At 61.2% G+C, this 23,612-nt stretch carries 18 protein-coding genes and 1 pseudogene; 12 read left to right on the top strand and 7 right to left on the bottom strand.

Going from position 1 to position 23,612, the window contains the following annotated elements:
- Window positions 1-148 precede the first annotated feature (148 nt).
- The 9 genes from ACPJXG_RS15610 (at window position 149) to ACPJXG_RS15570 (ending at window position 11,461) form a co-directional block, all read left to right on the top strand.
- On the top strand, window positions 149-817 hold the full coding sequence (locus ACPJXG_RS15610; protein ID WP_425251617.1) for a response regulator: 669 nt from the start codon (window positions 149-151) through the stop codon (window positions 815-817).
- Window positions 814-3,195: an ATP-binding protein gene (locus ACPJXG_RS15605; protein WP_425251616.1), complete on the top strand. Its 2,382-nt coding sequence runs from the start codon at window positions 814-816 to the stop codon at window positions 3,193-3,195. Before ACPJXG_RS15610 ends, ACPJXG_RS15605 begins: the two co-directional genes overlap by 4 nt.
- 10 nt (window positions 3,196-3,205) lie before the next feature.
- On the top strand, window positions 3,206-4,450 hold the full coding sequence (locus ACPJXG_RS15600; RefSeq protein ID WP_425251615.1) for an MFS transporter: 1,245 nt from the start codon (window positions 3,206-3,208) through the stop codon (window positions 4,448-4,450).
- 355 nt (window positions 4,451-4,805) lie between these two features.
- Window positions 4,806-5,333, top strand: a complete 528-nt coding sequence (locus ACPJXG_RS15595; RefSeq protein ID WP_425251614.1) for a fimbrial protein — start codon at window positions 4,806-4,808, stop codon at window positions 5,331-5,333.
- A gap of 73 nt (window positions 5,334-5,406) precedes the next feature.
- Complete coding sequence (locus ACPJXG_RS15590) at window positions 5,407-6,183, top strand: fimbrial biogenesis chaperone (protein ID WP_425251613.1); 777 nt, start codon at window positions 5,407-5,409, stop codon at window positions 6,181-6,183.
- Window positions 6,180-9,137, top strand: coding sequence for a fimbria/pilus outer membrane usher protein (locus ACPJXG_RS15585; RefSeq protein WP_425251612.1), 2,958 nt, complete (start codon window positions 6,180-6,182; stop codon window positions 9,135-9,137). Before ACPJXG_RS15590 ends, ACPJXG_RS15585 begins: the two co-directional genes overlap by 4 nt.
- Window positions 9,134-10,255 carry a fimbrial protein gene (locus tag ACPJXG_RS15580; protein ID WP_425251611.1) on the top strand — a complete coding sequence of 374 codons (1,122 nt, stop codon included), beginning with the start codon at window positions 9,134-9,136 and terminating at the stop codon, window positions 10,253-10,255. The genes ACPJXG_RS15585 and ACPJXG_RS15580 overlap by 4 nt, the downstream gene beginning before the upstream one ends.
- Window positions 10,256-10,972: 717 nt before the next feature.
- Complete coding sequence (locus ACPJXG_RS15575) at window positions 10,973-11,284, top strand: hypothetical protein (protein WP_425251610.1); 312 nt, start codon at window positions 10,973-10,975, stop codon at window positions 11,282-11,284.
- On the top strand, window positions 11,285-11,461 hold the full coding sequence (locus tag ACPJXG_RS15570; protein WP_425251609.1) for a hypothetical protein: 177 nt from the start codon (window positions 11,285-11,287) through the stop codon (window positions 11,459-11,461).
- A gap of 82 nt (window positions 11,462-11,543) precedes the next feature.
- Here the strand turns inward: ACPJXG_RS15570 and ACPJXG_RS15565 are convergent, their stop codons facing one another.
- The 7 genes and pseudogenes from ACPJXG_RS15565 to ACPJXG_RS15535 form a co-directional block, all read right to left on the bottom strand.
- Window positions 11,544-11,843: a transcriptional regulator gene (locus tag ACPJXG_RS15565; protein WP_425251608.1), complete on the bottom strand. Its 300-nt coding sequence runs from the start codon at window positions 11,841-11,843 to the stop codon at window positions 11,544-11,546.
- A 1-nt stretch (window position 11,844) separates the two neighbouring features.
- Entirely contained in the window at window positions 11,845-12,774 is a 930-nt protein-coding gene (locus tag ACPJXG_RS15560; RefSeq protein WP_425251607.1) for an EAL domain-containing protein, read from the bottom strand.
- Between the two features lie 86 nt (window positions 12,775-12,860).
- On the bottom strand, window positions 12,861-14,852 hold the full coding sequence (locus tag ACPJXG_RS15555) for a S9 family peptidase (RefSeq protein WP_425251606.1): 1,992 nt from the start codon (window positions 14,850-14,852) through the stop codon (window positions 12,861-12,863).
- Between the two features lie 105 nt (window positions 14,853-14,957).
- Window positions 14,958-17,816, bottom strand: a complete 2,859-nt coding sequence (locus tag ACPJXG_RS15550) for a TonB-dependent receptor (RefSeq protein WP_425251605.1) — start codon at window positions 17,814-17,816, stop codon at window positions 14,958-14,960.
- 311 nt (window positions 17,817-18,127) lie between these two features.
- Window positions 18,128-19,165, bottom strand: a pseudogene (locus tag ACPJXG_RS15545) (serine hydrolase domain-containing protein).
- Entirely contained in the window at window positions 19,156-19,962 is an 807-nt protein-coding gene (locus tag ACPJXG_RS15540) for an alpha/beta fold hydrolase (protein WP_425251604.1), read from the bottom strand. Before ACPJXG_RS15540 ends, ACPJXG_RS15545 begins: the two are co-directional and overlap by 10 nt.
- On the bottom strand, window positions 19,959-20,975 hold the full coding sequence (locus ACPJXG_RS15535; RefSeq protein WP_425251603.1) for a M14 family zinc carboxypeptidase: 1,017 nt from the start codon (window positions 20,973-20,975) through the stop codon (window positions 19,959-19,961). The genes ACPJXG_RS15540 and ACPJXG_RS15535 overlap by 4 nt, the downstream gene beginning before the upstream one ends.
- A 208-nt stretch (window positions 20,976-21,183) precedes the next feature.
- Here ACPJXG_RS15535 and ACPJXG_RS15530 point away from each other — a divergent pair, with 208 nt between their 5' ends.
- The 3 genes from ACPJXG_RS15530 to ACPJXG_RS15520 are packed head-to-tail and all read left to right on the top strand — an operon-like array spanning window position 21,184 to window position 23,485.
- Window positions 21,184-21,930 (top strand): hypothetical protein, encoded by a 747-nt coding sequence (locus tag ACPJXG_RS15530; RefSeq protein WP_425251602.1) that lies wholly within the window; start codon window positions 21,184-21,186, stop codon window positions 21,928-21,930.
- The gene (locus tag ACPJXG_RS15525; RefSeq protein WP_425251601.1) at window positions 21,927-22,502 is read left to right on the top strand and encodes an RNA polymerase sigma factor; all 576 of its coding nucleotides are present in this window, start codon (window positions 21,927-21,929) and stop codon (window positions 22,500-22,502) included. Before ACPJXG_RS15530 ends, ACPJXG_RS15525 begins: the two co-directional genes overlap by 4 nt.
- A gap of 8 nt (window positions 22,503-22,510) precedes the next feature.
- Window positions 22,511-23,485: a FecR family protein gene (locus ACPJXG_RS15520; protein ID WP_425251600.1), complete on the top strand. Its 975-nt coding sequence runs from the start codon at window positions 22,511-22,513 to the stop codon at window positions 23,483-23,485.
- Window positions 23,486-23,612: the final 127 nt, after the last annotated feature.

The raw sequence follows: 23,612 nt of genomic DNA, 5'->3' as shown, positions 1-23,612 counted from the left end.
GTCTGAAGGCGGGTAAATCGAAGCATTTTTGTTGCACAGGAGCACCTATGTTAATAAACTGCATCTCGTATGGTGGTGGTGGCGTAAATAGGAGTAATCTCATCAAAAGAAACTTTTTTCATACAGCGTCCGGTCCTTGCCCATGCCTATGAAACGCTTACGTATTGCCTTGCTCGACGATCACGCCGTGGTGCGGCACGGTCTCGTCGCCCGCCTCTCGGCCGAACAGGATATCGACGTCGTGGGTGCCTACAGTACCAGCCGGGAGCTGATCGCGGGCTTGCTCGCGGCCCCAGCCGACGTCATTTTGCTCGACTATGCGCTGGGTCCGGACGAACTCGATGGCGTGTCGTTGATCCGTGCGCTGCGGGCCAAATTCCCCGATTGCCCCATCCTCGTGTTGTCCACGCATCATGAGCCGGCCACGGTGGCGCTGGCCTTGCGCGTCGGCGCCCGCGGTTTTGCCGGCAAGGGCGAGGAAATGTCGGAACTGGTCAAGGCGCTGCGCAAGGTGGTGTCGGGCGCCGTGTACCTGAGCGCCGAGATGTCCTATCGGGTGGCGGAGGCGAGCACCACCTTTGATGCGCGAGAGGGTGAGGACGGCGCGGATGCGCTGCTGCTGGGGGCGGCGCTGTCGGCGCGCGAGCGCGAGGTGATCCGCTGTTATCTGGCGGGGATGACGGTGACGGAAATCGCCGAAAAATTCAAGCGCAGCATCAAGACCATCAGCTCGCAAAAGACCACCGCCTTCCGCAAGCTCGGCGTCACGTCGAATAATGAACTATTCAAGATCAGGCATACCATAGGCGAAGCATGAGGCGCTGGCGAGCCGGCATCGCCGCTTTCCTGCTGGCCGTTTGCTGCATGGCGGCGCAGGGGCAGGAAAGGGCGCACGCGCTCAACGCCGCGGAGCAAGCCTGGGTGCGCGCGCATCCCGTGTTGAAGCTGGGCCTGCTGCAAAACCGGCCACCGTTCGAATCTATCCAGCGTGGCGCTATCGGGGTTGGCATCGGCCCCGATTACATCAAAATCATTGAGCGGCATAGCGGCCTGGACTTTGACATCGTGACCTTGGCCGAAACGGACAACGGCCTGGCCGCGTTGCGTGAAGGACGGGTCGATTGCCTGCCTGCGGTGCGCAGCATCGGCACACCGCCGCAAGTGCCCGGCATCAGCTACAGCTTGCCCTACCTCTCGACCACGGCTATCGCCGCCACGCGTGAGCAGGGTGAGCCTGGTGCCGATGGCATCGCATTCGATGGCAAGACCGTGGCGCTGCCGGCCGCGGAAGCTGGCCTGTTCGGTCCCTTCCTGCGTGAACGCCACGACGGCATGCGCATCGTTGTCAGCCCCACCATGCGCCAGGCGCTGGCGCTGCTGTCGAAAGGCGGCGCCGACGTCGCCATCGGCAGCAAGGCGCAGTTATTGCCGGGATTGATGCGCGAGGAAGGCGCGGACCTGCATTTTACGGAACTGCCCGTGGCGATGACGTCCGACGTGCGCATGGCGCTGCGCGATAGCGATCCCTTGCTGGTATCGATCATGAACAAGTCGCTGGCCGCGATGACCCCGGCCCAGATCCGGCTGGTACGCCAGGATTGGCTGGGAGCACCGGGCGATGATCACTCGGGCATGCTGTTCTCCGCGGACCACTTTGGCGAACATGTGGGCCTGGCTGTCGCCTTGCTGCTGATCCTGGCGGGCCTGGCGTACCAGGCCTACAGCGCGCACCGGCGTGCCTTGCGCAACGAGCGCAGGGCGGCCATGTTCCTGGCCGTGATGAGCCATGAAATCCGCTCGCCCATGAATGCCGTGCTGGCCGCCGTGGAATTGCTGCGCTCCACGCCCATGAATGCGGAGCAGCGTCACTTTGTCGACCTGGCCAGCAACGGCGGAAATATCCTGCTGCGCTTGCTCGACGACGTGCTCGATGTTTCCAAGCTGGAGGCGGGACAACTGACGCTCAGCCTCGATGCGGTCGATGTCGCAGCCCTGGCCAACGACGTGGCGGCCCTGCAGCAGCTGCGGGCGCGGGAGAAGGGCATTACGCTCGATGTAGTGCTGCCCGTGGCGGTGCCGCTGCTGATGCTGGACGAGGCCAGGCTGTTGCAGGTGCTGCACAACCTGGTCTCGAACGCCATCAAATTTACGGCAAGCGGCGGCGTCGAGATACAGATTGCCATGCTGGACGACGGGCAGGGCCAGGCGCGCCTGGAAATTGCCGTTGCCGATACGGGCATTGGCATAGCCGCCGCCACGCAGGCGAGCCTGTTCCGGCCGTATGTGCAGGTGGAGGGTACCTACAAGCGTTCGGGCGGCACCGGACTCGGGCTAGTCATTTGCCGCGAACTGGTCAATCTGATGCATGGCACGATCACCATCGACAGCGAGATGGGCAAGGGAACGCGCATGGTGGTCTCGCTGACTGCGGACGCGGCGCCGGGCACCTCCCTGGTGGCCGCCGCGGCGGCGCCCCGGCCCGCCCCGGTGGGCGGCACGGCGGCGCAGCGCCTGTCGATTCTGGTGGTCGAGGATGTGCCGGCCAACCAGGCCGTGCTGCGGGCCCAGCTTGCCAGCCTGGGCTGCGATGCGGACATCGCCGAGAATGGCGCCAGGGCACTGGCCTGCTTCAGCCTGCGCGAATATGACCTGGTGCTGATGGATTGCGACTTGCCCGACATCGACGGCTACAGCCTGACGGCCGAATGGCGCAAGCGCGAAGCGGACCTTGAACAGGCGCGCTGCCCGGTCATCGCGATTTCCGCTTCGACGGGCGCGGATCATGCGGAACGCTGCTTCGAGGCAGGCATGGATGGCATATTGAGCAAGCCGATCCGGTTGGCGAAACTGCAGGATATCGTCGAACTGTGGTGCGACGTGGCCTTGGCGCTGCATGCGCCGCCGATGGAAACCCTGGCGGTATTCGATATGCCGCAGGTGCGCGCAGCGTTCGCCAACGATATGGGCGAGTTGCTGCAGGCCATGGCCATGCACGAACGCGATGCCGCCTTGCGTGCCGCGCATCGCCTGCATGGCGCCGCCCTGGCCATGCAATGGACGCAGATGGCGCAGCCGGCAGGGCAGCTCGAGAGCCTGTTGCGCAACGCGGAAACACTCAGTGATGCGCGCTGCAGCCAACTCCTGCAGGAACTGGTGGTAGCCTGGCGTAGCGCGCCCAGCATTGATTTCAGTTGAAAGGGAGAACATGTTTCTTGGCATAAACAAGAATAAAAGAGCGGCCATGGGGATGCTGGCGTTGATGTTGCCTACCACCTTGCTGTTTATGGCACTGTCGGGCAAAGATCCGGCGCTACTGCCACTAGCATCCCAGCCCTTGCCGTTCGGCCTGCCTGACACACTTGGCAATCTCCCGATAGCCGCAGTGATCTTGTATTCCAGCATGGGTTTGACGGGGCTGGCCCTGGCACTGCTGCCGGCAACCTTGTCGCGCAAGAAAACCTTGCTGGGTGGTTTCCTGCTGCTTTTGGTGGCTGCGCTGATGGGCCTTTTTTCCAGCTCGCCATTCGAGCTGTGCTGTTGGAGCTTTTTGGGTGGCATAGGATGTACCATGAATGTCTGTGCTTGGATCAGTATAGGAGCCACTTACTTTCCGCGTCATTGCGCGCTGGTGGTAGGCCTCATGCACTGTCTTGCCGTGGCCACCAGCATCGTCGCTACCCGCCTTTCCGCAATTCACCTTGCTGTCAGTGAGCAAGGGCGAGTACCGCTGCTACCTGCCCTGGCCGGCACGCTGATTGTGGCACTGCTATATGTTCTGATCTGGCATCTCTTTCAGCAAGTCAACGCTTCCAGCGAGCGGCGTTTTGTTCGTCCCGAAGCCAGGAGTCCGGTAGTGGCAGTCTGGTCTAAGGGGCCGTTGCTGCTGTTTCTGGCAGCCACCTACCTGCCATTGAGTTCGGTTAGTCTGGATTTCATTTATAGCGCTTACATGCGCGAGATAATGGGATTTCCCATCAAGACGCTGCAGATGACTATTGGTATTGCGCTGATAGCCAACTTGTTGACGCCGTTGGCTGGCTGGCTGGGCGACCGCTATGGCGCCTTGAGAACGTTGAAGACTGCTCTGCCCATCACGGCTGTTGCCGGCGGCCTGATATTTTGGGGATGGCAGATACCCCTGGCTGTCCTGCTACCGCTCGAGTTCCTCGTGTCATTTGGCTTGAGTTCTGTGTTTTATGTCAATATCCTGGCGGCCCTGATTCGCGCGGTGGCGCCCATTCAGAACATGCGGGCCACAGGCATGTTCTATTTCGCGTTCAACCTGGGTATCCCTGTCGCGGGTGTCCTCTTCACCAATCTGAGAGAGGTGGTTGGCTGGAGGACGCTGGTTTTATTGCAGCTTGTCTGTCCACTCCTGCTAGCGACCGTGCTGGTCTGGCTGGCGCAGAGAGTATTGATGCCGGCAGACAAGGTGGTGGCGCCTGGCTGATTGGCCGGCCGTCATGTACCCCGCTTGCAAGCACCACCTTGCAGGCGCTTTTCCACCCGCGCAAGTCAACGGCCATACGGTGTGCTCGTCTGCCGTGAAGCGCTGTTTCCCCGTCCCCTCCCTCCTCACTCCTAGTCCATTTTTTCAAGTCATTTCAGAAGGCCGGATCGACACGCGCGCATCGTGCGCCTTCTGGGGCCAACGTGTGAATAAGCATGCATTGCCTTGCCGCCCGGATTTTTAAGACCATTCTCATATCGATAAGTATCGTGGCTCTGTACAGTACAACCTGCAACAACAGCCGCGTTCCCATTAAAAGGAGCGCATTTATCTATATTTTTCAGGAGTCGTTTCAATGAATTTTCACGCCCGCATCCTTGCCGTTCTGCTCGCCGCCGCCACCACACAGTCCGCTTTCGCATCCGATGGCACCATCAACTTCAAAGGTGAGCTGTTGGACTCGACTTGCGCCGTTGCTGTTAATGGTGCCACTTCGACCGTTACCTTGCCCAAGCTGTCGGCCGCCATGCTGAAAACGGCCAAGAACATTGCTGGCCAGACCGGTTTCAACATTCATCTGAGCGCTTGCACAGGTAAGACGACAACGGCTGCCGCGTTTTTTGAATCGGGCCCTGGCGTCGATCCGCTCACCTTCAACGTCAAAAGCAGCGGTACTGCCAAGTTTGTTCAGCTGCAATTGGTCGATTTTGAGGGTAAGGCGATCAAGGCTGGTGACGTGGATCAGATTACCCCCACCAGCCGCGTCGCCAAAGCCGCCAGCGGCGACACGATTCTGCCGTATGCCGTGCAATATGTCGCGACCGGTGAAGCAACTCCCGGCTCCGTGGAAGGTGTCGTGACGTATTCGATTAACTATCAGTAATCAAACAGTCCAGCGGGAGCATCCTGGTCCGGAAGGTTGGGGGCTCTCGCGGTAATTATCGAGGAATTCGCACATGTTTCGTCGCTCTTCACTGCAACGCCCGGTTATCTTCAGTCTGGCCTTGCTGTTTTGTTCTTCCACTATGGCCAGCGTGGTGATTACCGGCACGCGCCAGGTGTATCCAGCCAAGCAGAAAGAAATCACCGTCAAGCTGAATAACGATGGTGTGCGGCCTGCACTGGTGCAAGCGTGGGTTGATAGCGGTGATGTCGCCTCGACACCTGCCACGGCCAAAGCTCCATTCGTGCTGACGCCGCCACTGGCTCGCATCGATCCGGGCAAGGGCCAGAGCTTGCGCATGATGTTTGCCGGTACGCCCTTGCCTTCGAATAAGGAATCCGTGTTTTGGCTGAATGTGCTGGAAATTCCTCCGAAAGCGCAGCAGGCCGACGAAAATACCTTGCAGATGGCGTTCCGTACGCGCATCAAGGTTTTTTATCGTCATGAGGGCTTGCCCGGCTCTCCTGATGAGGCAATCGGACAAGTGCAATGGCGCATCGTCTCCCTCGGAAATGGGGAAGGTTACGCCTTAGAAGCGCACAATCCATCTGCCTTTCACGTCTCCCTGGTGGCCTTGACCCTGGTTTCAGGCGCCGAGCGAAATGCCAGTGAAGATGGCATGGTTGAACCTGGTCAAACGAAGCAATTTGCCCTGCCAACCTTGAAAACCTTTCCGGCCGCTGGCGCGCAGGTGGAGTTTAGTGCGATAAACGATTACGGGGCGCAAGTGCCGACCCGGCGCGCCGTGTCGACGCAGAGCACCAGACTTGCACCTTCAGGTGTGAAATGATAGCGGCTCGCTTGCGTATCCGTTATCAGCGGCCGCTGTGTTATCGTCCGGTCGCCAGTACGCTTGCGTGCACAATAGTCAGGTTGGTGGCGTTGAGTTCCTGTGTCCTGGTCACGCCGACCGTGCGCGCCGGTGAGGTCGAGTTCAATGGTGCGTTCTTGCCGGAAGGGTCGCGCGGCTTGGATCTGGCGGTGTATCAAAAAGGAAATCCTGTTTTGCCAGGCACTTACCGTGCCGATATCGCACTCAACGGCCAGCTGAAAAACCGCCAGGATATCAGGATTCGCGCCAATGACGATGGCAGCCATCCGGTGGTGTGCGTATCGCGCAAGCTGCTTGAATTGCTTGGCGTCGACATGGCTCGTCTGTCGCCGGAAGCGACGGCCTTGCTGGAAGCGGACAACTGTGCCGAACTGGGCAAGCTGATCCAGAATGCGACGGCCACCTTCGTGCCGGAGAGCCAGCAAGTCGACATCAGTATTCCGCAGATTTCGCTACGCCGCGATGCGCGCGGCTATGTCAGCCCGGAATTGTGGGACAGCGGCGTCACGTCCGGCATATTGGGCTATAACTTCAACAGCAATTACAGCAAGAGTCGCGGCGATGCATACAGTTCTGCCTACCTGGGCCTTGATGGTGGCTTCAACATCGGCGCGTGGCGCTTGCGCCACAAGGGGGCGTTGAGCTGGCGGCAAACCGGCGGCAGCCAGTACCAGGTGCTCGATACCTATGCCCGGCGCGACATCATCCCGCTTAAAAGTCAGCTGACCCTGGGCGACTCAAATACCAGTGGCGAGATTTTCGACACCCAGTCCTTCCGTGGCGTGCAATTGGCCAGCGATGACCGCATGCTGCCGAACTCGCTGCGCGGCTACGCGCCCGTGGTGCGCGGCATCGCCCGCACCAGCGCCCGCGTGACGATACGCCAGGCAGGAAATATTTTGCTGGAAACGACGGTGGCGCCAGGCGCCTTCGTCATCGACGACCTGTACGCCACTGGCTACGGCGGCGACCTGAACGTGACCGTGTCCGAAGCGGACGGCAGCGAACAGCGCTTTGTGGTGCCGTATGCCGCCGTGACGCAGCTGCTGCGTCCGGGTGCTCTGCGTTTCGGCGCGACGGCTGGCGTGACGCGCAGCCATTATCTGGGCCGGCAAGCGCATTTCCTGCAAGGCACCCTGCAGTACGGCTTGAATAATAGCATGACCGGCTATGGCGGCGTGCAAGCCAGCGCGGACTATCTGGCGCTGCTGGGCGGCATGGCGTTTGCCACGCCGATCGGCGCCATGTCCGTCGATCTGAGCCATGCGCAGACAGCCGTGGATGCCGAGAAAGCAAAAGGCCAGAGTCTGCGCCTGTCGTACAACAAGAATATTCTGAGCACTGGCAGTAACTTTTCGATGGCCGCTTACCGTTTTTCCACCAGCAGCTACCTGGATTTCGCCAGCGCTATGCAGGCGCTTGACGCCGAGCGGCAGGGCTATGCCACGAATATGCTGGATCGCCCCCGCAACCGGCTGTCGCTGACGGCCGACCAGAGCCTGGGCGAGTGGGGCAACCTAAGCATCAGCGGTTATACGCAAAACTATTGGAACCGGGAAGGGCAGGATTTGCAATACCAGTTCAGCTATCACAATCGGATGGGGCACATCAGCTACGGCATCAGCGCCAATCGCAGCCGGATGTCGTCCGGCGGCATGGAAAACCGCTTGCTGCTGTCCGTCAACTTGCCGCTTGGTGGCCGCGCAGGTATGGACGCTCCGCAAATGTCGGCACAGTTGTCACGCAACGCCGATGGCCGCTACAGCCAGCTGGCCACCGTCAGCGGCACGGCTGGCGAGGATCGCCAGTATGGATACGGCGCGTCGGTCAGCCGCGACGGCATAAGCGGCACCAGCAGTGGGACGCTGAATGGCCAGTACACGGGGGCGCGGGCGTTTGCCGGCGCCACCCTGGGGCGAGGCCAGGACTATACCAGCGCCTCGTTCAACATGAACGGCAGCGTGGTGGCCCATCCTGGTGGCGTGACCCTGTCGCCGCACCGCGGCGATACCATGGCCGTGGTGCATGCGCCTGGCGCCGCCGGTGCCAGGGTGGCCGGTTATCCGGGTCTCAGGCTTGACGCCAGCGGCAATGCGGTGGTGCCGTATCTGCGTCCATATGAACTGAACGAAGTGGCGATCGATCCCGTGGGCTCGTCGATGGACGTGGAAATGCGCGAAACAAGCCAGCAGGTGGCGCCGCGCGACGGCGCCGTCGTCTTCCTCAAATACAGCACCAGCACGGGCCGCGCGGTCCTGTTCCAGGTGCGCCTGTCGGGCGGCGACGTGCTGCCGTTTGGCGCCACGGTCAAGGATGAGCAAGGGCAGTCCGTGGGCATGGTGGGCCAGGATGGCCAGTTGTATGCGCGCCTGAAAGAAAGCAGCCGTCAGTTGTCGATTACCTGGGGCGGGAAGGCGCATGAGCGTTGCACTGTGCCCGTCGCCGCAGCGCTGTTGCAGGGCGAGCGCGGGAAATTGCAGCAAGCCGTTGCGGTGTGTGCGCCTGACCAGATCACGGCCCAGGCGGCGTCCGACGATGAACGTAACGTTGAACTGTTGGGCGGCACGCATACGGTCGACATCTTCGTCAATGGCAAACGCATGGAACGGCGTGATGTTGCGTTCCTGCCGCTGGACGGAGAACAACGCGCGGCGCCTTGTATGAGCACGGTTGATCTGCAGGAGTATGGCGTGCAGCTGTCCAAAGAGCAATTGCTACTTCCGTGTCAGCAGGTACTGGCGTCGATCCGTGGCGCCAACTGGCGCCATGAGGCCGGCTTCCAGCGTCTCGATCTACAGGTGCCGTCTGAACTTTTGACGGCGCGGTCGCCACGCCGGGATATGCACATGGCCGCCGCAGCCAGCCAACATGATGAAACCGCTATGAAAATCACCCGAAAGAGAAAACCATGAATATCTGTAGACTGCTTTTCCTGCTGGCCGGGCTGCTGGCGTGCACCGCGCCACGGCTGGCCCAGGCTGCTGCCAAATGTGTTACCTTTGGCGGCCCTTTTGTGGCAGCGACGCCTCTGCAGGTCAGCAGCCTTACCGTGGCGCGTGATTTGCCCGTCGGTACTTGGCTCTATCAACAGTTTTTTCAGCAGGCCGGTAACGGCGTGAAGATAGGATGCAGTGAGCGGACCGGAATAGGTAGCTATGGCGCAAAAATTTTCGGCGTCGGCGCCAGTGCCATCAAAAATCCTGCGCTTCCGGCCTATGCGTCCGGCTTCGTCTATGCTACCGGCGTACCAGGTATCGGCATTATGTGGTGGGGCGGACGTTCATGGTTAAATGACACGGAATTAAGAAGCGTAGTATCAGGCCTTGAGTGCAAGAGCGTCGATAATGTTGTATGTAGTACCGACTGGTTGAAGGTGCCAAATTACACGGCGATAATACTGATAAAAACCGGGCCGGTGGGAGTGGGGGTCATACAGGCGAGCGATTTCGGCCGGGTGAGATTTAGTGCGGAATTTGCGGCTGGCGATGATGTGGAGTTTTCTTCACTAAGGCTGACAGGCAGTATTAGCGTTGTCAGCAAAACCTGCACGACATCCGATGTTAGTGTGCCAATGGGCCGAAGAATGATAACGCCCTTGAAGGGAATAGGAAATTCTACTCCGACGGTCAGCTTCGAGATACGCTTAACCGATTGTCCGTGGTTTCCCGGCAAACTTAATGCAGCTTCAGATAATGCGCCAATCTCTTCGCAGGACGGGGTTATCAAAGGCCCTGTGTTTGTGCAGAATAAACTCACCATCCGGATAGTGCCGGGGGACACTGTGATCGATGCCAGCAAAGGCGTGCTGGGCCTGACGGCGCAGAAGTATAGCGCCACTGGAGTGGGTGTACAACTGCTTGACGAATCAGGCAAATCCTGGCCTTTGTCGCAGGATGTCAGTGTACCCAATATCAACGGCAATTCCAATTCGGTGACTATCAAGTTCGGCGCACGCTATCTCCAAACGGCGGCCGAGGTGAAGCCCGGCTGGGCCAATGCCGTGGCGACGTACACCCTGAACTATCAGTAGGACTTCGGTTCCGTCAGGCTGATGCGGCTGGGGCCGCCGCGGCCAGCAAACACAAGCAAATTGTTGCGCACATTACCGAGGATAGGAACCCTGCACATCCGTGGAGTGCTTTTCTTGCTAGCCGGGCTGATACTGTGCGCGGCGCCGCGACCTGCCCAGGCTGCGCCCAGATGTTTTGCCGTAGGCGGCCCTTTTAACGGAACAATGGCGCTGCAGACCGGCAACCTTGTCGTACCGCGCGACTTGCCTGTTGGTAGCTGGCTCTACCAACAGGTTTTTCTTCAAAGCGGTAGCGGTGTGCAGATTGAATGCGACGCGCGGCGTTTATCAGGAAGGACTAGCTGCAGGCTCGCAGACATTGGCGCAAGTGCTGATACCATTCCAGGCAATAGGATCTACGCAACTGGCGTACCTGGCATCGGTGTGATGTGGTGGGACGGGCGCGGGCAATATCTCTTGGGTGGCAATGGAGACTTCGTCGGCTTGCATTATCTGTGCAGCGGTATGAATAACCGTACTCAGTGTCGCACCCACTGGTTGAAGTTCTGACCGGCAACGGCGTTTATTCTGCTCAAGACTGGATCAGTGGAGGCGGGAGTCATACTTGCAAGCGATTTAGGCCAGGTGAGGTACAGTGCAAAATTTGATGGCAGCAATGAAGTGAACTTCGCTACGCTTAGCTTGAGAGGGAGTATCCAGGTTGTCAGCAAAACCTGCATGAATCCCAATGTCAGCGTGCCGTTGATCCGTCATAAGGTATCGTCCCTGAAAGGGATCGGGTCCTTTACGCCGACGGTCACCTTCGATGTCCACTTGACCGACTGCCCTGCTTTTCCTGGCAGATTTAATGCTGGAACCACTGCTGCGTCGCCATCCTCTTCACAAGATGGCATTATTCAAGCTCCTTCTTTTTTGCCGGTGAATGTCAAGATCCGCATAGCGCCGGGGGACACTGCTATCGATGCCAGCAAAGGCGTGCTGGGCCTGACGGCGCAGAAATGGACCGCTACCGGTGTGTGGGGGGGATAATTGCTCGACGCATCTGGCAAACCCTGGACCTTGTCCAAGGATATCAGCGTGCCCAATCTCAAGGTATATACCACCTCGGTGAGCATCAAGTTGGGCGCGCGCTATCTGCAAACGGCGACCAATGTCACACCCGGCTGGGCTAATGCCGTGGCGACCTACAGCCTGACTTATCAGTAGGGTTTGCGTGCTCGTTGCCATTCGGGCGCTCAATTTACGCGCGGATCACGCCGTTATCAACTGGCGGTGTGGTGCCAGTAGCTCAGGTGTGTAAGTGACGCGTGCGGACGACGATAAGTGCCCGCAGTTCGCCGATGGACAGGCCCGATGCTTCGTGCATGCGTATCAGCATGTCGGTATCGAGCGCGGCATTGCCTCTTCTTAGCTTGCTGATCGCAAAGGGCGGCACACCCAGTTCGCGCGCCAGGCAGGCGTCATTGCGCAGCCCCATGTAGGCGAGCAGGCGTTCGACCAGCGCCGCGGCATCGTGCGTGTGGACGGCTGTGCCGGCAGCCATGGCATCGGTGGTCAAGATCAGCGGTAATTGCTTCATGTCGCTCATGTCACATCGCCTTCAGTGTCATTGCCATTGCCACTGGCCTGGTCAGTTGACGCTGGATAAACTCTTCGCGCTCCATCGGGCGTGCCAGTGCATAGCCCTGGCCGATATGGCAGCCGATGCCCAGCAAGGCCGCCAGCACCGATTCGTTCTCGATGCCTTCGGCCACCAGCTTGAGGTTGAGTCTTTGTGCCAGTGAAATGAGGGTGGCGACGATGGCGTGCGAATGAGCGTTGGTTTCCATGTCGCGAATGAAGGAGCCGTCGATCTTGACTTCATCGAAAGGCATCTTGAACAGGACGTTGAAGGTGGCGGAACCTGCGCCGAAATCGTCGAGCGACAGGGGAAAGCCCTTCGCCCGCAAGGTGTTGAGGCAAGCCGACAGGCACAGTTCGTCGAGGACCGGCAAGTCTTCGGTGACTTCGACTTTCAGCAGGCGCGTCGGCAGGCAGGCATCCCACATTCTGGCGGCCAGCTGCTCGGCCATGCCCGGTTCGCACACGGTATCGATCGAGGCGTTGACGGCAACGGGCACGTCGCCACCTTGACGGCGCAGGTGCTGCAACATGGCGATGACTTCCTTGACGACCAGGTCGAACAGCGGCAGATGCAGGCCGAGCCGGTTCACCATGGGAATGAGTACCGACGGCGGCACGCTGCCATGCTGTGGATGGTCCCAGCGCAGCAGCGCTTCCGCGCTGACAACGCGCCGGCTGTGCAAGTCATACTGGGGCTGGTAGACGACACGCAGCCCGTCACCCGAATGGATGGCATGGATGACGTCCGCGTCGCTGGGCTGGGAAGATGGATGGTGCCTGGGCGCTTGCGGGATTTTTCTGCTTTCTTGCAGCCCGTTGCCGGGCATTGCGAAGGGGCGCGCTGGCAGGCGCTGTCTCATCGTGATGGATGGAAGGGCATACACGGCAGCGCTCATGGCGATTTTCCTGACAGTTTAAGATGGATGCAGTATAGGAAGTCCGACTTTCAGGGAAAATCGGACTGTTCTGAAAAGCCCCGACGTTAGCGTACCGCGCCTGGGCCGATATAACGGTCGATGAAGCGGAATACGCTCTCGCCCCATAGGATCCGGTTGCTTTCCTTGGCCCAGCCATGTCCCTCGCCCGTCATCACCATCCATTCGACGGTATTGCCTTGCTTGCGCAATTGATCGCGCATTTTCTCGCCGTGAATCAGCGGCACGCGCACGTCTTCGCTGCCGTAGGCCATCAGCACCGGTGCCTTGATGCTGGCTGCATTGCCGAGGGCCGAGGCTTTCTGGAAATATGCCTCATCGGTCTTCGGGTCGCCGTGCATCTTGGCGCCGATGTCGTCCATGTACGGCCCCGACATGTCGGACCAGTTGACGGTGAATAGCATCTTGACATCCGTAACGCCTACCCAGTTGATGCCGCATTTGTACAGATCCGGGTTTTTCACCAGGCCGTACATGGTGGCGTAACCGCCGTAACTGGCGCCGATGATGCATACGCGCTTGCGGTCGACGATGCCCTGCTTCACCAAATCCTCGATGCCATCCGTGATATCGTCCTGCATGGCCAGGCCCCATTGCTTCCAGCCCGCCGTGTGGTGTTTCCAGCCAAAACCCGTCGACATGCGAAATTGCGGCTGCAGCACGGCGTAACCGCGCGAGGCGAGCATTTGAGTCAGCCCGTCATAGCCGAAATGATCGCGCGCATGCGGTCCGCCATGGATGTAGGCGACCAGCGGCAGCGCCTTGGCAGGGCGTCCTTGCGGCAAGGTGAGGTAGGCGGGAATGTTCAGTCCATCGCGCGCCTGGTATGAGATGACCTTCTGCTCCGAGAGCTTCTTGCCGTCCAGAAGGGGCTGCATGCTGTACAGCGATTCCAGCGTTTTCTTGCGGGTATCGAACAGATATACCTTGCCCACATTGTTGACGCTGGTGGCGGTGACGACCGCGTGGTCGCCGCGCCATTGGAAATTGACCTCTTCGTTAGGCAAGCTGGCGTTCAGCGACGCCTGCAGGCGGGCATATTCGGGATCGAAGTAGTGCTTCGTCGTTTTCATGCCATCCACCTGTACGCCGATGATTTTCTTGCGCGCAACGTCAAACAACAGGCCATCGTCGACATCGGCCTGCGCATCTTCGACGATCAGTTCGCCAGCGCTGTTATCGGCAAAGTTCCAGATATGCACGCCGGCCTTGTCGCGGCCATTGAAGCGGCCTCCGACAAACAAGGTTTTGTTGTCGAAATCAAAACCCAGCGGCGTCATTTCCTTGCCTTCGTCAAGGTAGGCCTGGTGTATGGATTTCCACGGCGCGGATTCACTTTCGCGATGGTAGACAGTCTGTTTGATGCGTTTGCTACCCGGCTCCACGGTCAATGCCGAGGCTACGCGGATCACGTTGGCGTGATCGAGTTGCCAACTGCTGACGGCGCCGGGATTGTGAAAGGTCAACAAGGTTTTGCGGCCAGTGGTCGTGTCGAGGCGAAAAACGTCGCTGGCGCCCAGATCGGCTCCGCGGCCGCGCTCGTTATTGGAGACAATCAAGTCGTTGCTGTCGTCGCCAACCCGCTTCAATACCCGCACCGGTTTGTAGGGTTTGCCCGTGCTTATGGCGTCCTTGACGCTGGCTACCAGGATGCGGAAAGCGCTGCCATCGCGGTTGACGGCAAACAAGCCGCCGCCCGTCTGTTTTTCCATTACTTCGCTGCTGCCCTTGCTGATGCTGAACACCAGGCGCTGGTTGTTTACCCACAGCGGACTGGCGACATCCCAATCCGGATCGGAGGCTACGACAGTGGAGGCGCGCGTCTCGAGGTTGATAATGGCCAGCACAAAACGTCCGTTGCGGGGCGTGAGCACGGCAAGGTTCTGTCCGTCAGGCGACAGCACGGGGCTGCCGCTAAATTCGCTTTTCTTGAAGAAGTCCTCGATAGGAATCGTCTCGCCGGCGTGGGCCGGGCCGGTATGCATGCCGGCGCCGGCGAGCAGCAAGACGAGCAGGGTGAGAGTGGGAGTGTGTTTCACTTATATCTCCATGAAAAATGGGGCAAGGGCAGGCGCTCTGGCCAGCCAGAGCGCCTGCGGCAGGCAAGGCCGCGCCAGAGAAACTGGCGCGGCCTGATGCATGGCTTACTTGAAGGTGTAATCGGCCGTCAATTGGACGTAGCGTCCCATTGCACTATGCAGGCCGGAAATGAAGTTATTGCCGTAATGTGGATAGAATGGCGATTTCCGGTCAAAGGCATTGCGCACCGCAAAACTCAGCTTGGTGTTCTTGAAGCCGGAATAGCTGCCGCCCAGATTAAAGACGGTGAAAGAGGCGATGCCCTTGCACAAGGCGGGATAACCTTCTGTTGCCAGTTTGCATGGTTGGCTTCGGTCTGTAAAAGACGACATCTTGCCGATAAAATCCACATCCGCCGACAGCTGGTAGGCGGCCTTTTTCCAGGCCACGCCCAGATTACCCTGCACGGTAGGAACTCCTGCGAGACCAGCCTGCTGAGCCGGTTTGTCGTCCGGCGATGCCGCATATTGGTATGAATGAGTATGGCTCAGGTTCAGCTGTGGATGCAGGGTGCCGTATTCGCCCAGGTTGAGCCTGCCCACCATCTTCAAGTCCAGGCCGCGGACCTGTGTCACTGCCAAGTTGGTCAGCAGCATGGTAACGGCGGTGATTTCGCCCGCAGTCGCCCCTGCCAGTTGATCGGCGGACGAGAGCGGTGTGCGTACGACGGCCACGGCGGAATTGTTGGCGTAGGCCGCTGGATTATCCAGCACTTTCGACAGGTCCAAGGTGGAAATTTCGCTATCGCGTTTGATCTGCCACACATCGAGCGTGCTCAGGAATGCGCTGCTGGGCTCCCAGGCCATGCCAAGGGTGACGTTTTTTGCCGTCTCCGGCTTGAGATCCTTGTTGGCCCCGCTGCGATACGCAAAGTTACTGTTGCAGCCCAACTTAAAATTGGTATTGCAGCGGGCCGGATCCTTGTACGTGAGATAGGCATTGCGTATATCGGTCGAATTTTCTACCAGCGTGGGTGCGCGGAAACCTTCCGCATACGTACCGCGCAACATGAATGCTGGCGTGACCGACCATTTCAATCCCAGCTTTGGCGTCGTCGAACTGCCATAGTCAGAATAGCGGTCATGCCTTGCAGCCAAGCTCGCTTCCAGGTTCTTTACCAGAGGAATGGTGGCTTCGCCAAACACGGAGGTGATATGGCGGCTGTTCGCTATGCCAGGAGGCGATTGCGCTTGATGCAAGAGTTCGCCAGCAATGGAGCGGGGGTCGGGCGAGGTCGTCAGCGATTCGCGTCGGAATTCCGTACCCAGCGCTACACCCACGGCGCCGGCGGGCAGCGTGAACAATTCGCCGGAAACCTTGGCGTCGATTTGTGCCAGGGACGACTTGAATGCACTGTCAGTGCTGCTTAATATCGTGCGGTACAGCGACTCGTTGGCGCTGCCGCCGCCAAAAATAAAGCGGCCTTCCTGGTAGGCCTTGGCGAGGGGCGCGGTCAGAATGGCGCTGCTATTGTGGGATTGGACTTTGCTGCCAGTGAAAAGAATGGCCGTCTCCCAATCCCAGTTCTTGTAGTCGCCTTTGGCGCCCGCCAGGTAACGGCTGAAATCGGTCGTATTCTTCATGCCTTGGGACGGGAAATCGCGCAGCGAAGCACGCACTCTTACCGTGCCATTGCCACCGGCCAGGGTCTTGCCGTCAGGGCCGATCAATTCTTTCGGATATTGCGGATGGGTAATGGGCAGGTCGAGAGTGGGCTGGTTATTTTGCCCGGCAAACCAGTGAGGTAGGCCGGTCACGGTTGCCGTATTCCGGTTCAACATCAACTCGCCGAATACGGTGGTGCTGGCGTTGGCCTGCCAGGTAATCTTGCTGGTCAGGCCGATGCGGTCCGTCTTGCCGCCTGCGTTGATGCTGCTATCCTTTGCATTGTCAAAGACGCAGGCTTGTCCCATGGCATTCTTTTCCAGTATCCCCGACGCAGGTACCAGACGGTCCGCCGGACATTGACTGTCCAGGGTGCGCATCACATACCGGCCAGTCGCCTTGTCTGTCCAGAAAAGATTACCAGGGTAAGTGTAGAGCGTGCGATTATCCTTGTAGCCCCAGGCGCGCAAATCATCCGTACCCAGGTAGGCGTCGCGCTTGTGCAGATACGCTTCCTTGCGCGAGCGCATGTCGAGCGTGGCATAGGCGTTGAAGTGATCCTTGACCAGGCTGCCTTTACCGAAGGTGATGGTGGCGCGCTGCGTTTCGCCATCGTTGCGGCTGGACTGGCCCAGCGAACCGCTCAGTTCCAGGCCTTCGTAACTGTTGCGAAGGATAATGTTGATCACACCGGCCATCGCTTCGGAGCCGTAGATCGCCGAGGCGCCATCCTTCAGGATTTCAATGCGCTCGACGGCACCGACGGGAATGGAGTTGAGATCGACGAAGGTGGTCTGGAAGTCCGGTTGCGCATATGCGGCCAGCCGGCGTCCGTTGATCAGCATCAAAGTCGCCTGGCTGCCGATGCCGCGCAGGTTCATGCCGGCGGCACCGGCCGTGAAACCGTTGGTCTTGTTTTCATTGACGCCCCCCATGTTCGCGGAGATGGTGCGCAGTACTTCGTTGAGGGAAGTGGCGCCGCCGCGCGTCAGTTCTTCGCGCGTGATGATCTGCACGGGAGAGGCCGATTCCAGTTCGATGCGCCGCACGTTCGAGCCCGTGACGTAGACTCTTTGCGGGGAGGATTTTTCAGTCGTTGCCGTTTGCTTATCCGCCTGCTTTTCCTCTTGCAAGGCGGGCGTACCCGCACCTGTTTGTTGCGCCTGTGCCTGGCCCGCGATGCTGAGGCTGGCGGCTGTTGCCAGCGCCAGCCGGACCAGTACGACGATTTTTTTTTCGTTGAATAACATTGCACCCTCTTTGGTTATATGAAGCCGTTGTTGTGGTTGCCAATAACGTGATTCGCCGCCTGGCCGCATGGTCCCTGGTGTGGCACCGGTGTGGCCTGATGCATCAGCGGCTAGTGCTCATCGAAATATTGTATTTTTCTCAATGAGCAACTTCAAATATACCGAGCGGGCGAAGGTGAAAAAATAGGACTGGTCCTAAAGCATTCCGTGAAATTCTTAATACAACAGGGGGCCGCTGGACCGCCGGATAGGGTAGTAATCCTGTGGATGGAGACGTCAGGGGAGGGAGGAGGACTGTGCTGGCTCAGGCGTACCTGGAATGCTGGCTGGCGTCGAGCATGCAAAGTGTTTTTTTGCAGCAGTAGCGGACACCTTCGGTTTCAGAGATCGAATGCGCAGCGCATGAAGTCGCGCCGGATGTCGTTGATCCTGTCGAACTCGCGCGTGTAATACAGCTTGTTCGTCAGCAGCATCGCATAGCGGCCGCGCCTCGGGCTGATCCACATGGCCGTGCCCGTAAAGCCCAGGTGGCACCAGACATCGTCTTGCGGCCCGGTGCCTGCCGCCGGGTGCCAGAACAGGCCGCGCGACGGCTGCAGCTCGCCCGTCCGCACCGTCAGCGAATCGCGCACCCAGCCGGCGTCGAATACCTTGCCGTCCGGCGCCAGCATCGCCCGCAGGAAGCGCTCCAGGTCCGGCACGTTGGAAAACAGCCCGGAAATGCCGCACACGCCGCCCAGTAGCCGGGTTGAAAAATCATGCACCACGCCAGACAGGTGGGTGCCCGCCTGCTCGCAATATTCGGTCGGCGCGACCAGCTGGCCGTACTGTGGCGCCACAGGGCCGTAGCCCGTGGCGGCCATGCCCAGCGGCTGCAGCACGTACTCGGCCAGCGCCACGTCCAGCGGCATGCCCAGCAGCCGCTCGATGACCAGGCCGAGGATCAGGGCCACGCGGTCCGTGTATTCGACGGCCCGGCCTGGCATGCCTTCCAGCGGCTCGCGCAGCACGCCGCGCACGATATCGTCTTACACCTCGCCATAGCTGGCGCGCAGGCGGGCGCGCAGCGGCAAGCCGGCCGTGTGCGTGAGCAGCTGGAAAATCGTGATGGGCGCCAGTGCATAACCTTGGGTGCCGGGCAGTACGTCGGCCAGCCGGCTGTCCAGGCGCAGGCGATTCTGCTTCACCAGCCTGCCCATCAGCGACCAGACGCTGATGATCTTGGTCAGCGACGCGATGTCGAACAAGGTGTCGACTTGCATCGCGGCACTGGCGGGATCGGGCGTGAGCCGCCCGGCCGCGCCTGCCACGCCGTGGTCGACGCTGCCCACGGCCCAGGCCGCGCCCGGAAAAATGTGGTCGTGTACGCCGGCTTCCACCAGCGCCGTCAGTTGGTCCGTATGTTCCGCTATTTGCATGATGATTGTGCCGTGTTTATCTTGTCATGCTCCGCCGCTGCCACGCCCAGCCAGCGCGCCACCGATTGCGCCACCCATTGCCCCTCGTCGAGCGGCAGGTCGTGACCGGCGTCGCCGTGGATCAAACAATCGGCTTGCCAGGCGCGCGCCAGACGCTGCGAGCAGCGGTGGTCGACCAATCGGTCCAGCGCGCCGGCCATCACCAGTACCGGCATGGCCGGGCGGATTGCCGGGGCGCGGTAGCGGGCCGCCGACAGCAGCTGGCGCAGCGCGTTGCGGCGGCTGACCGGATATTGCTGCTGGTAACTGAGCCAGTCGGCCAGCAGCGCGGGATTGCCGGCAGCATGCCGCTGGCTCGTCAGGCGCAGGATCAGCGCTTCCTGGCTACTTTTGTCGCCCAGCAGCAGCTGGCGCAGCAGCGCGCCATAGTTTTGCCAGCGCAGGCGCCGGTAAAACGGACTATATGGCCGCATGCTGGTGTTGATCAGCACGCAGCGGGCGATTTCCTGTGGGTAGCGGTGAGCCCATTCCACGGCCACCATGCCGCCCAGGGAAAGTGCCAGCAAGTGGTACGGCGCCGGGATGCCGCGCGCCTGCAGCTCCTGGCGGCAGGCTTCCACCATGTCGGCCACGCGGGTGGCGCTGTTCTGCGCGTGGCGCGTGCCATTGCCGGGCAGGTCGGGCGTGACGATGTGGGCGCCGGGCAGGGCGCGCGCCAGGGTGGCGGGGAAGCTGCCCCAGTGGCGCTGTTCGCGCATCAGGCCGCGCAGCAGGACCCAGGTGGGCGCGCCGTTCATGACTCGTACCATTGCGCCAGCGCGCGCCGGCGCTGCGCCTTGCGCAGCAAGCCTTCCGGCATCCAGCGTCCGTGGCTGCTGGCGGCGCGCATGAGGAAATCGAACCACACGAGATGCCGGCGCAGCACGCGCTGCAGGCGGTGCGCGGCCGTGGGGTTGAAGATGCTGACCCGGTTGAACAGCTGGCGCGGGTTTTTCTTGACCCAGCGCCATGAACCCATTTCCAGGGTCAGCGGCAGGAACACGCGCCCGCTGTAGCTGGTGCCGTTCAGGTACAGATAGTCCCACAGGTCGCCATGCGTGCGGTATTGGCGGCTTTGCGGCTCGAACACATAGTTGTGGTTGGGATAGCTCTGGCTGAACAGCTCTTCCAGCGCGCCGATCTCGGCCAGGTGCTCGATTGGCACCTGGGTGTGCGCGTGGGGAAACCAGATGCGGTCGCGCAAGCCGAAACCGGAATGGCAATCGAGGGCGATGCTGAACTGGCGCGACAGCAGTTCGCGCTCGACGAGGTCGCACACGGCCTGGCTTTCCACCTCCATCGGGCCGTCTGCCGCACCGCGGTACCAGGGCAGGCGGGCGCTGTAGCGCTGTCCGCCGAGCATGAACGGCACTTTTTCGCGCGCGCTCAGCGGTGCGTTGCGCATCAGGTCGACCCCCTGCGGATTGCAGCGCGTGGCTTGCCACATACCGCCCGGATTGACCAGCGGCATGAACACGAGACGCATGCTTTCCAGCTGCTGGTGCAGGGTGGCATCCCAGCGCAGGCGGGCGATCAGGCTTTCCAGGAAAGACAGGATGACTTGCGTGCCGATGCGTTCGAGGCCGTGGATGCCGCCAAAAAAACCCAGCACGGGCACGTCGGGACTCGGATTGCCCAGCGCAATCGTGTACACGGGAAACTCGCGCCCATCCATGGCGATGCTGCAGGGCGCGGCCACTTCCAGGTGGCTGCCGCCCTCGTCGATGAGGCGCTTCAGCATGACCAGCTCGGGCAGATTCTTTTCGATCATCAGGCGTCTGAAAGGGAGAGTAGCAGCCAGTGTAGCCGAAATCGCCGCCGCACCCGACGTCCCGCATGGCGAAATTTGCGCACGCCGCTGATGTCACGAAGCCGTCATTTTTTGTGTGTAGGCTATTGCAGTTGATGCAAGAATTGTTACTTGGCAATGCCTTGTTTCCACGCACTTCTCCCTCACACGATAGCGACTCGATAGCGATATGACAGGCAGCCCGGCATCCGTCCATGTGCTAGCGCTGGCGGGATACCTGGTTTTGCTGGGTTTCCTGGCCGCGGTGGGACCGGTGCGGGCGCAGCCGGCCGATGGCGCCGTGCTGCAGTTCGATATCGCCGCGCAAAACCTCGGCGATGCGCTCGACCTGTACAGCCGCCGCACGGGTATCGCCGTGCTGATGGACCAGCGCTACGCGCAGCGCCAGTCGTCCGCCGTGCGCGGCCCCCATGCGGCCGGCGCGGCCCTGCAAGCCTTGCTGGAAGGCACGGGCCTGCAATCGCGTCTGTCCGATGCGCAAGCCGTCATCGTGTATGCGCCGGCCGCAGCTTCAGCGGCAGCCACCGCTGCGGACTTGCCGCAGGCCGCCGTCGTGGCCGCCGCAGATATCCCCGGCGCCACGCAGGGCGGCGGCGACCATGCGGCCTATGTCAGCCGCTTGCAGCACGTGCTGCTGGGACTGCTGTGCCGCGCGGCGCAGACGCGTCCCGGCGGCTACCGGCTGGCGCTGCAACTGTATCTGAACCGCGCCGGCGTGGTGGACCGCGTGCACCTGCTCGACAGCACAGGCTTGCGCGCGCGCGACACGGCCATTGCGCGCGTGGTGCTGGGCATGCGAGTGGGCGCGGCGCCGCTGCCGTCGATGCCGCAGCCCGTTTCCATCCTGCTGCTGCCGCAGGGGCCGGGCAGCGAAGTCGATTGCGGCCCCGGCACGACGGCAAGGCTTGCGCCATGAGCATGCCCGACCTGCGCACCAAGCTCAAACGCCACCTCAGCTCGCGCTATGCCGTGCTGCGCTGGCGCCTGGAGCGCGTGGTCGGCTGCAAGCACCATGCGGCCGATGCGCTGCAGGAAACCTGGCTGCGCCTCGAAGCGATGGTGGCGCCGGGCCCGTCCGCCGCGCCCGTCCACAATCCCGATGCCTATCTGCTGCGCATGGCGGCCAATATCGCCACCGACGCGTACCGGCGCGACCGCATCATCGTCACGGAGCGCGAACGCGAAGAGCTGATGCACATGGCCGACGAGGCCGGCGACGACATCAGCGACCCGGCGCGTATCGTCTCGGCCCGGCTCGACGTGCAGGCGCTCGACTCTGCGCTGGCGGGCCTGTCGCCGCGCCGCCGCGCCATCCTGACGGCGGCGCGCATCGACGGCATGCTCAATGCGGACATCGCCGAGCGCTTCGGCATTTCCGTGGCGATGGTAAAGAAAGAATTGCAGGCCGCCATGCAACACTGTAAAACGTGCATGGCCGGCGCCGATGCCGCCCAGCGCAGCGATGTGTCGGGCCGCCGTAAATATTGATGAATCCCATGACTGCTCCTGACCGCGATCCACGCGACGTTTTTGAACATACCGACACGGCCATCGGCCGGGAAGCCGCCGCCTGGTGGGCGCGCCTGCGTGCCGACGATTTTACGCAGGCCGACGCCGACGCCTTGCGCGCCTGGTGCGCGCGCAGCCCCGACCATGCGCGCGCCTGGCGCGAGCTTCAACAAGTATGGCAGGCGCTCGATCCCGCCTTGACCCGCGCCGCCGTCGCGCCGCAGGGGGAAAACGTGCTGGCGTTCCCTGCGCGCCCCGGCCGGCGGGCGTTTCTCGGTGGCGCGCTGGCGGCCGGCGTGGCCGTGCTGGCTTTGCGTCCACCGCTGGGCGCCTGGCCGTCGCTGCAGGAATTTGCAGCCGACTACCGCACGGGCACGGGCGAGCAGCGGCAAGTGGCCCTGTCGCAGCAGATTACGATACAGATGAATACGCAGACGCGCATCGATGTGCGCGCGCCCGAGTCCATCGAATTGCTCGGCGGCGAGGCGGAAATCCTCGCCAGCGGCGCGCGCCAGCCCGTCACGGTGCTGGCGGGCGCGGGGCGCCTGCTGGCGCAGTCGGCCCGCTTCAATGTGCGTCACACGGACGACGCCGTGTGCGTCACCTGCCTGGCGGGCGCCGTGGAGGTGGTCTGGCGGCAGCGCCGCCACACCCTCGATGCGGGGCAGCAACTGGTCTACGACGAGCGGGGCGTGCAGGCGGCCATGGCGGCGCCGGTGGAAGAGGCCAGCGCGTGGCGCACGGGCGCGCTGTCGTTTGTCGGCAAGCCGCTGGCCGATGTCGTCGATGAAATCAACCGCTACCGGCCCGGCCGGGTCGTGCTGCGCAATGCCGAGCTGGGCCGCCGCCTCGTGCGCATGCGTTTTTCCATCGGGCAAACCGATGGCGCGCTGGCGATGATACGCGACCTGTACGGCGCGCAAATGACCAGCCTGCCGGGCGGCATCGTGCTGCTCAGCTGATTCCTGGTTTCCCTGCGGCAGGGGAATCAAAATATTTTTCAAAAAGCATTATCCCTTCCGCCGCCCAGCTACGTCATGGAGGTATGGACGCTTGCGCTACCGCCAGGCTCCGTTCCCTACTCTCTAG

It is taken from the genome of Janthinobacterium sp. NFX145 (assembly GCF_049810325.1).
In the GTDB taxonomy this organism is placed as follows: Bacteria; Pseudomonadota; Gammaproteobacteria; order Burkholderiales; family Burkholderiaceae_D; genus Janthinobacterium; species Janthinobacterium rivuli.
Note: the sequence above shows the minus strand (reverse complement) of the source record. Positions and strands in the feature narration are given on the sequence as shown.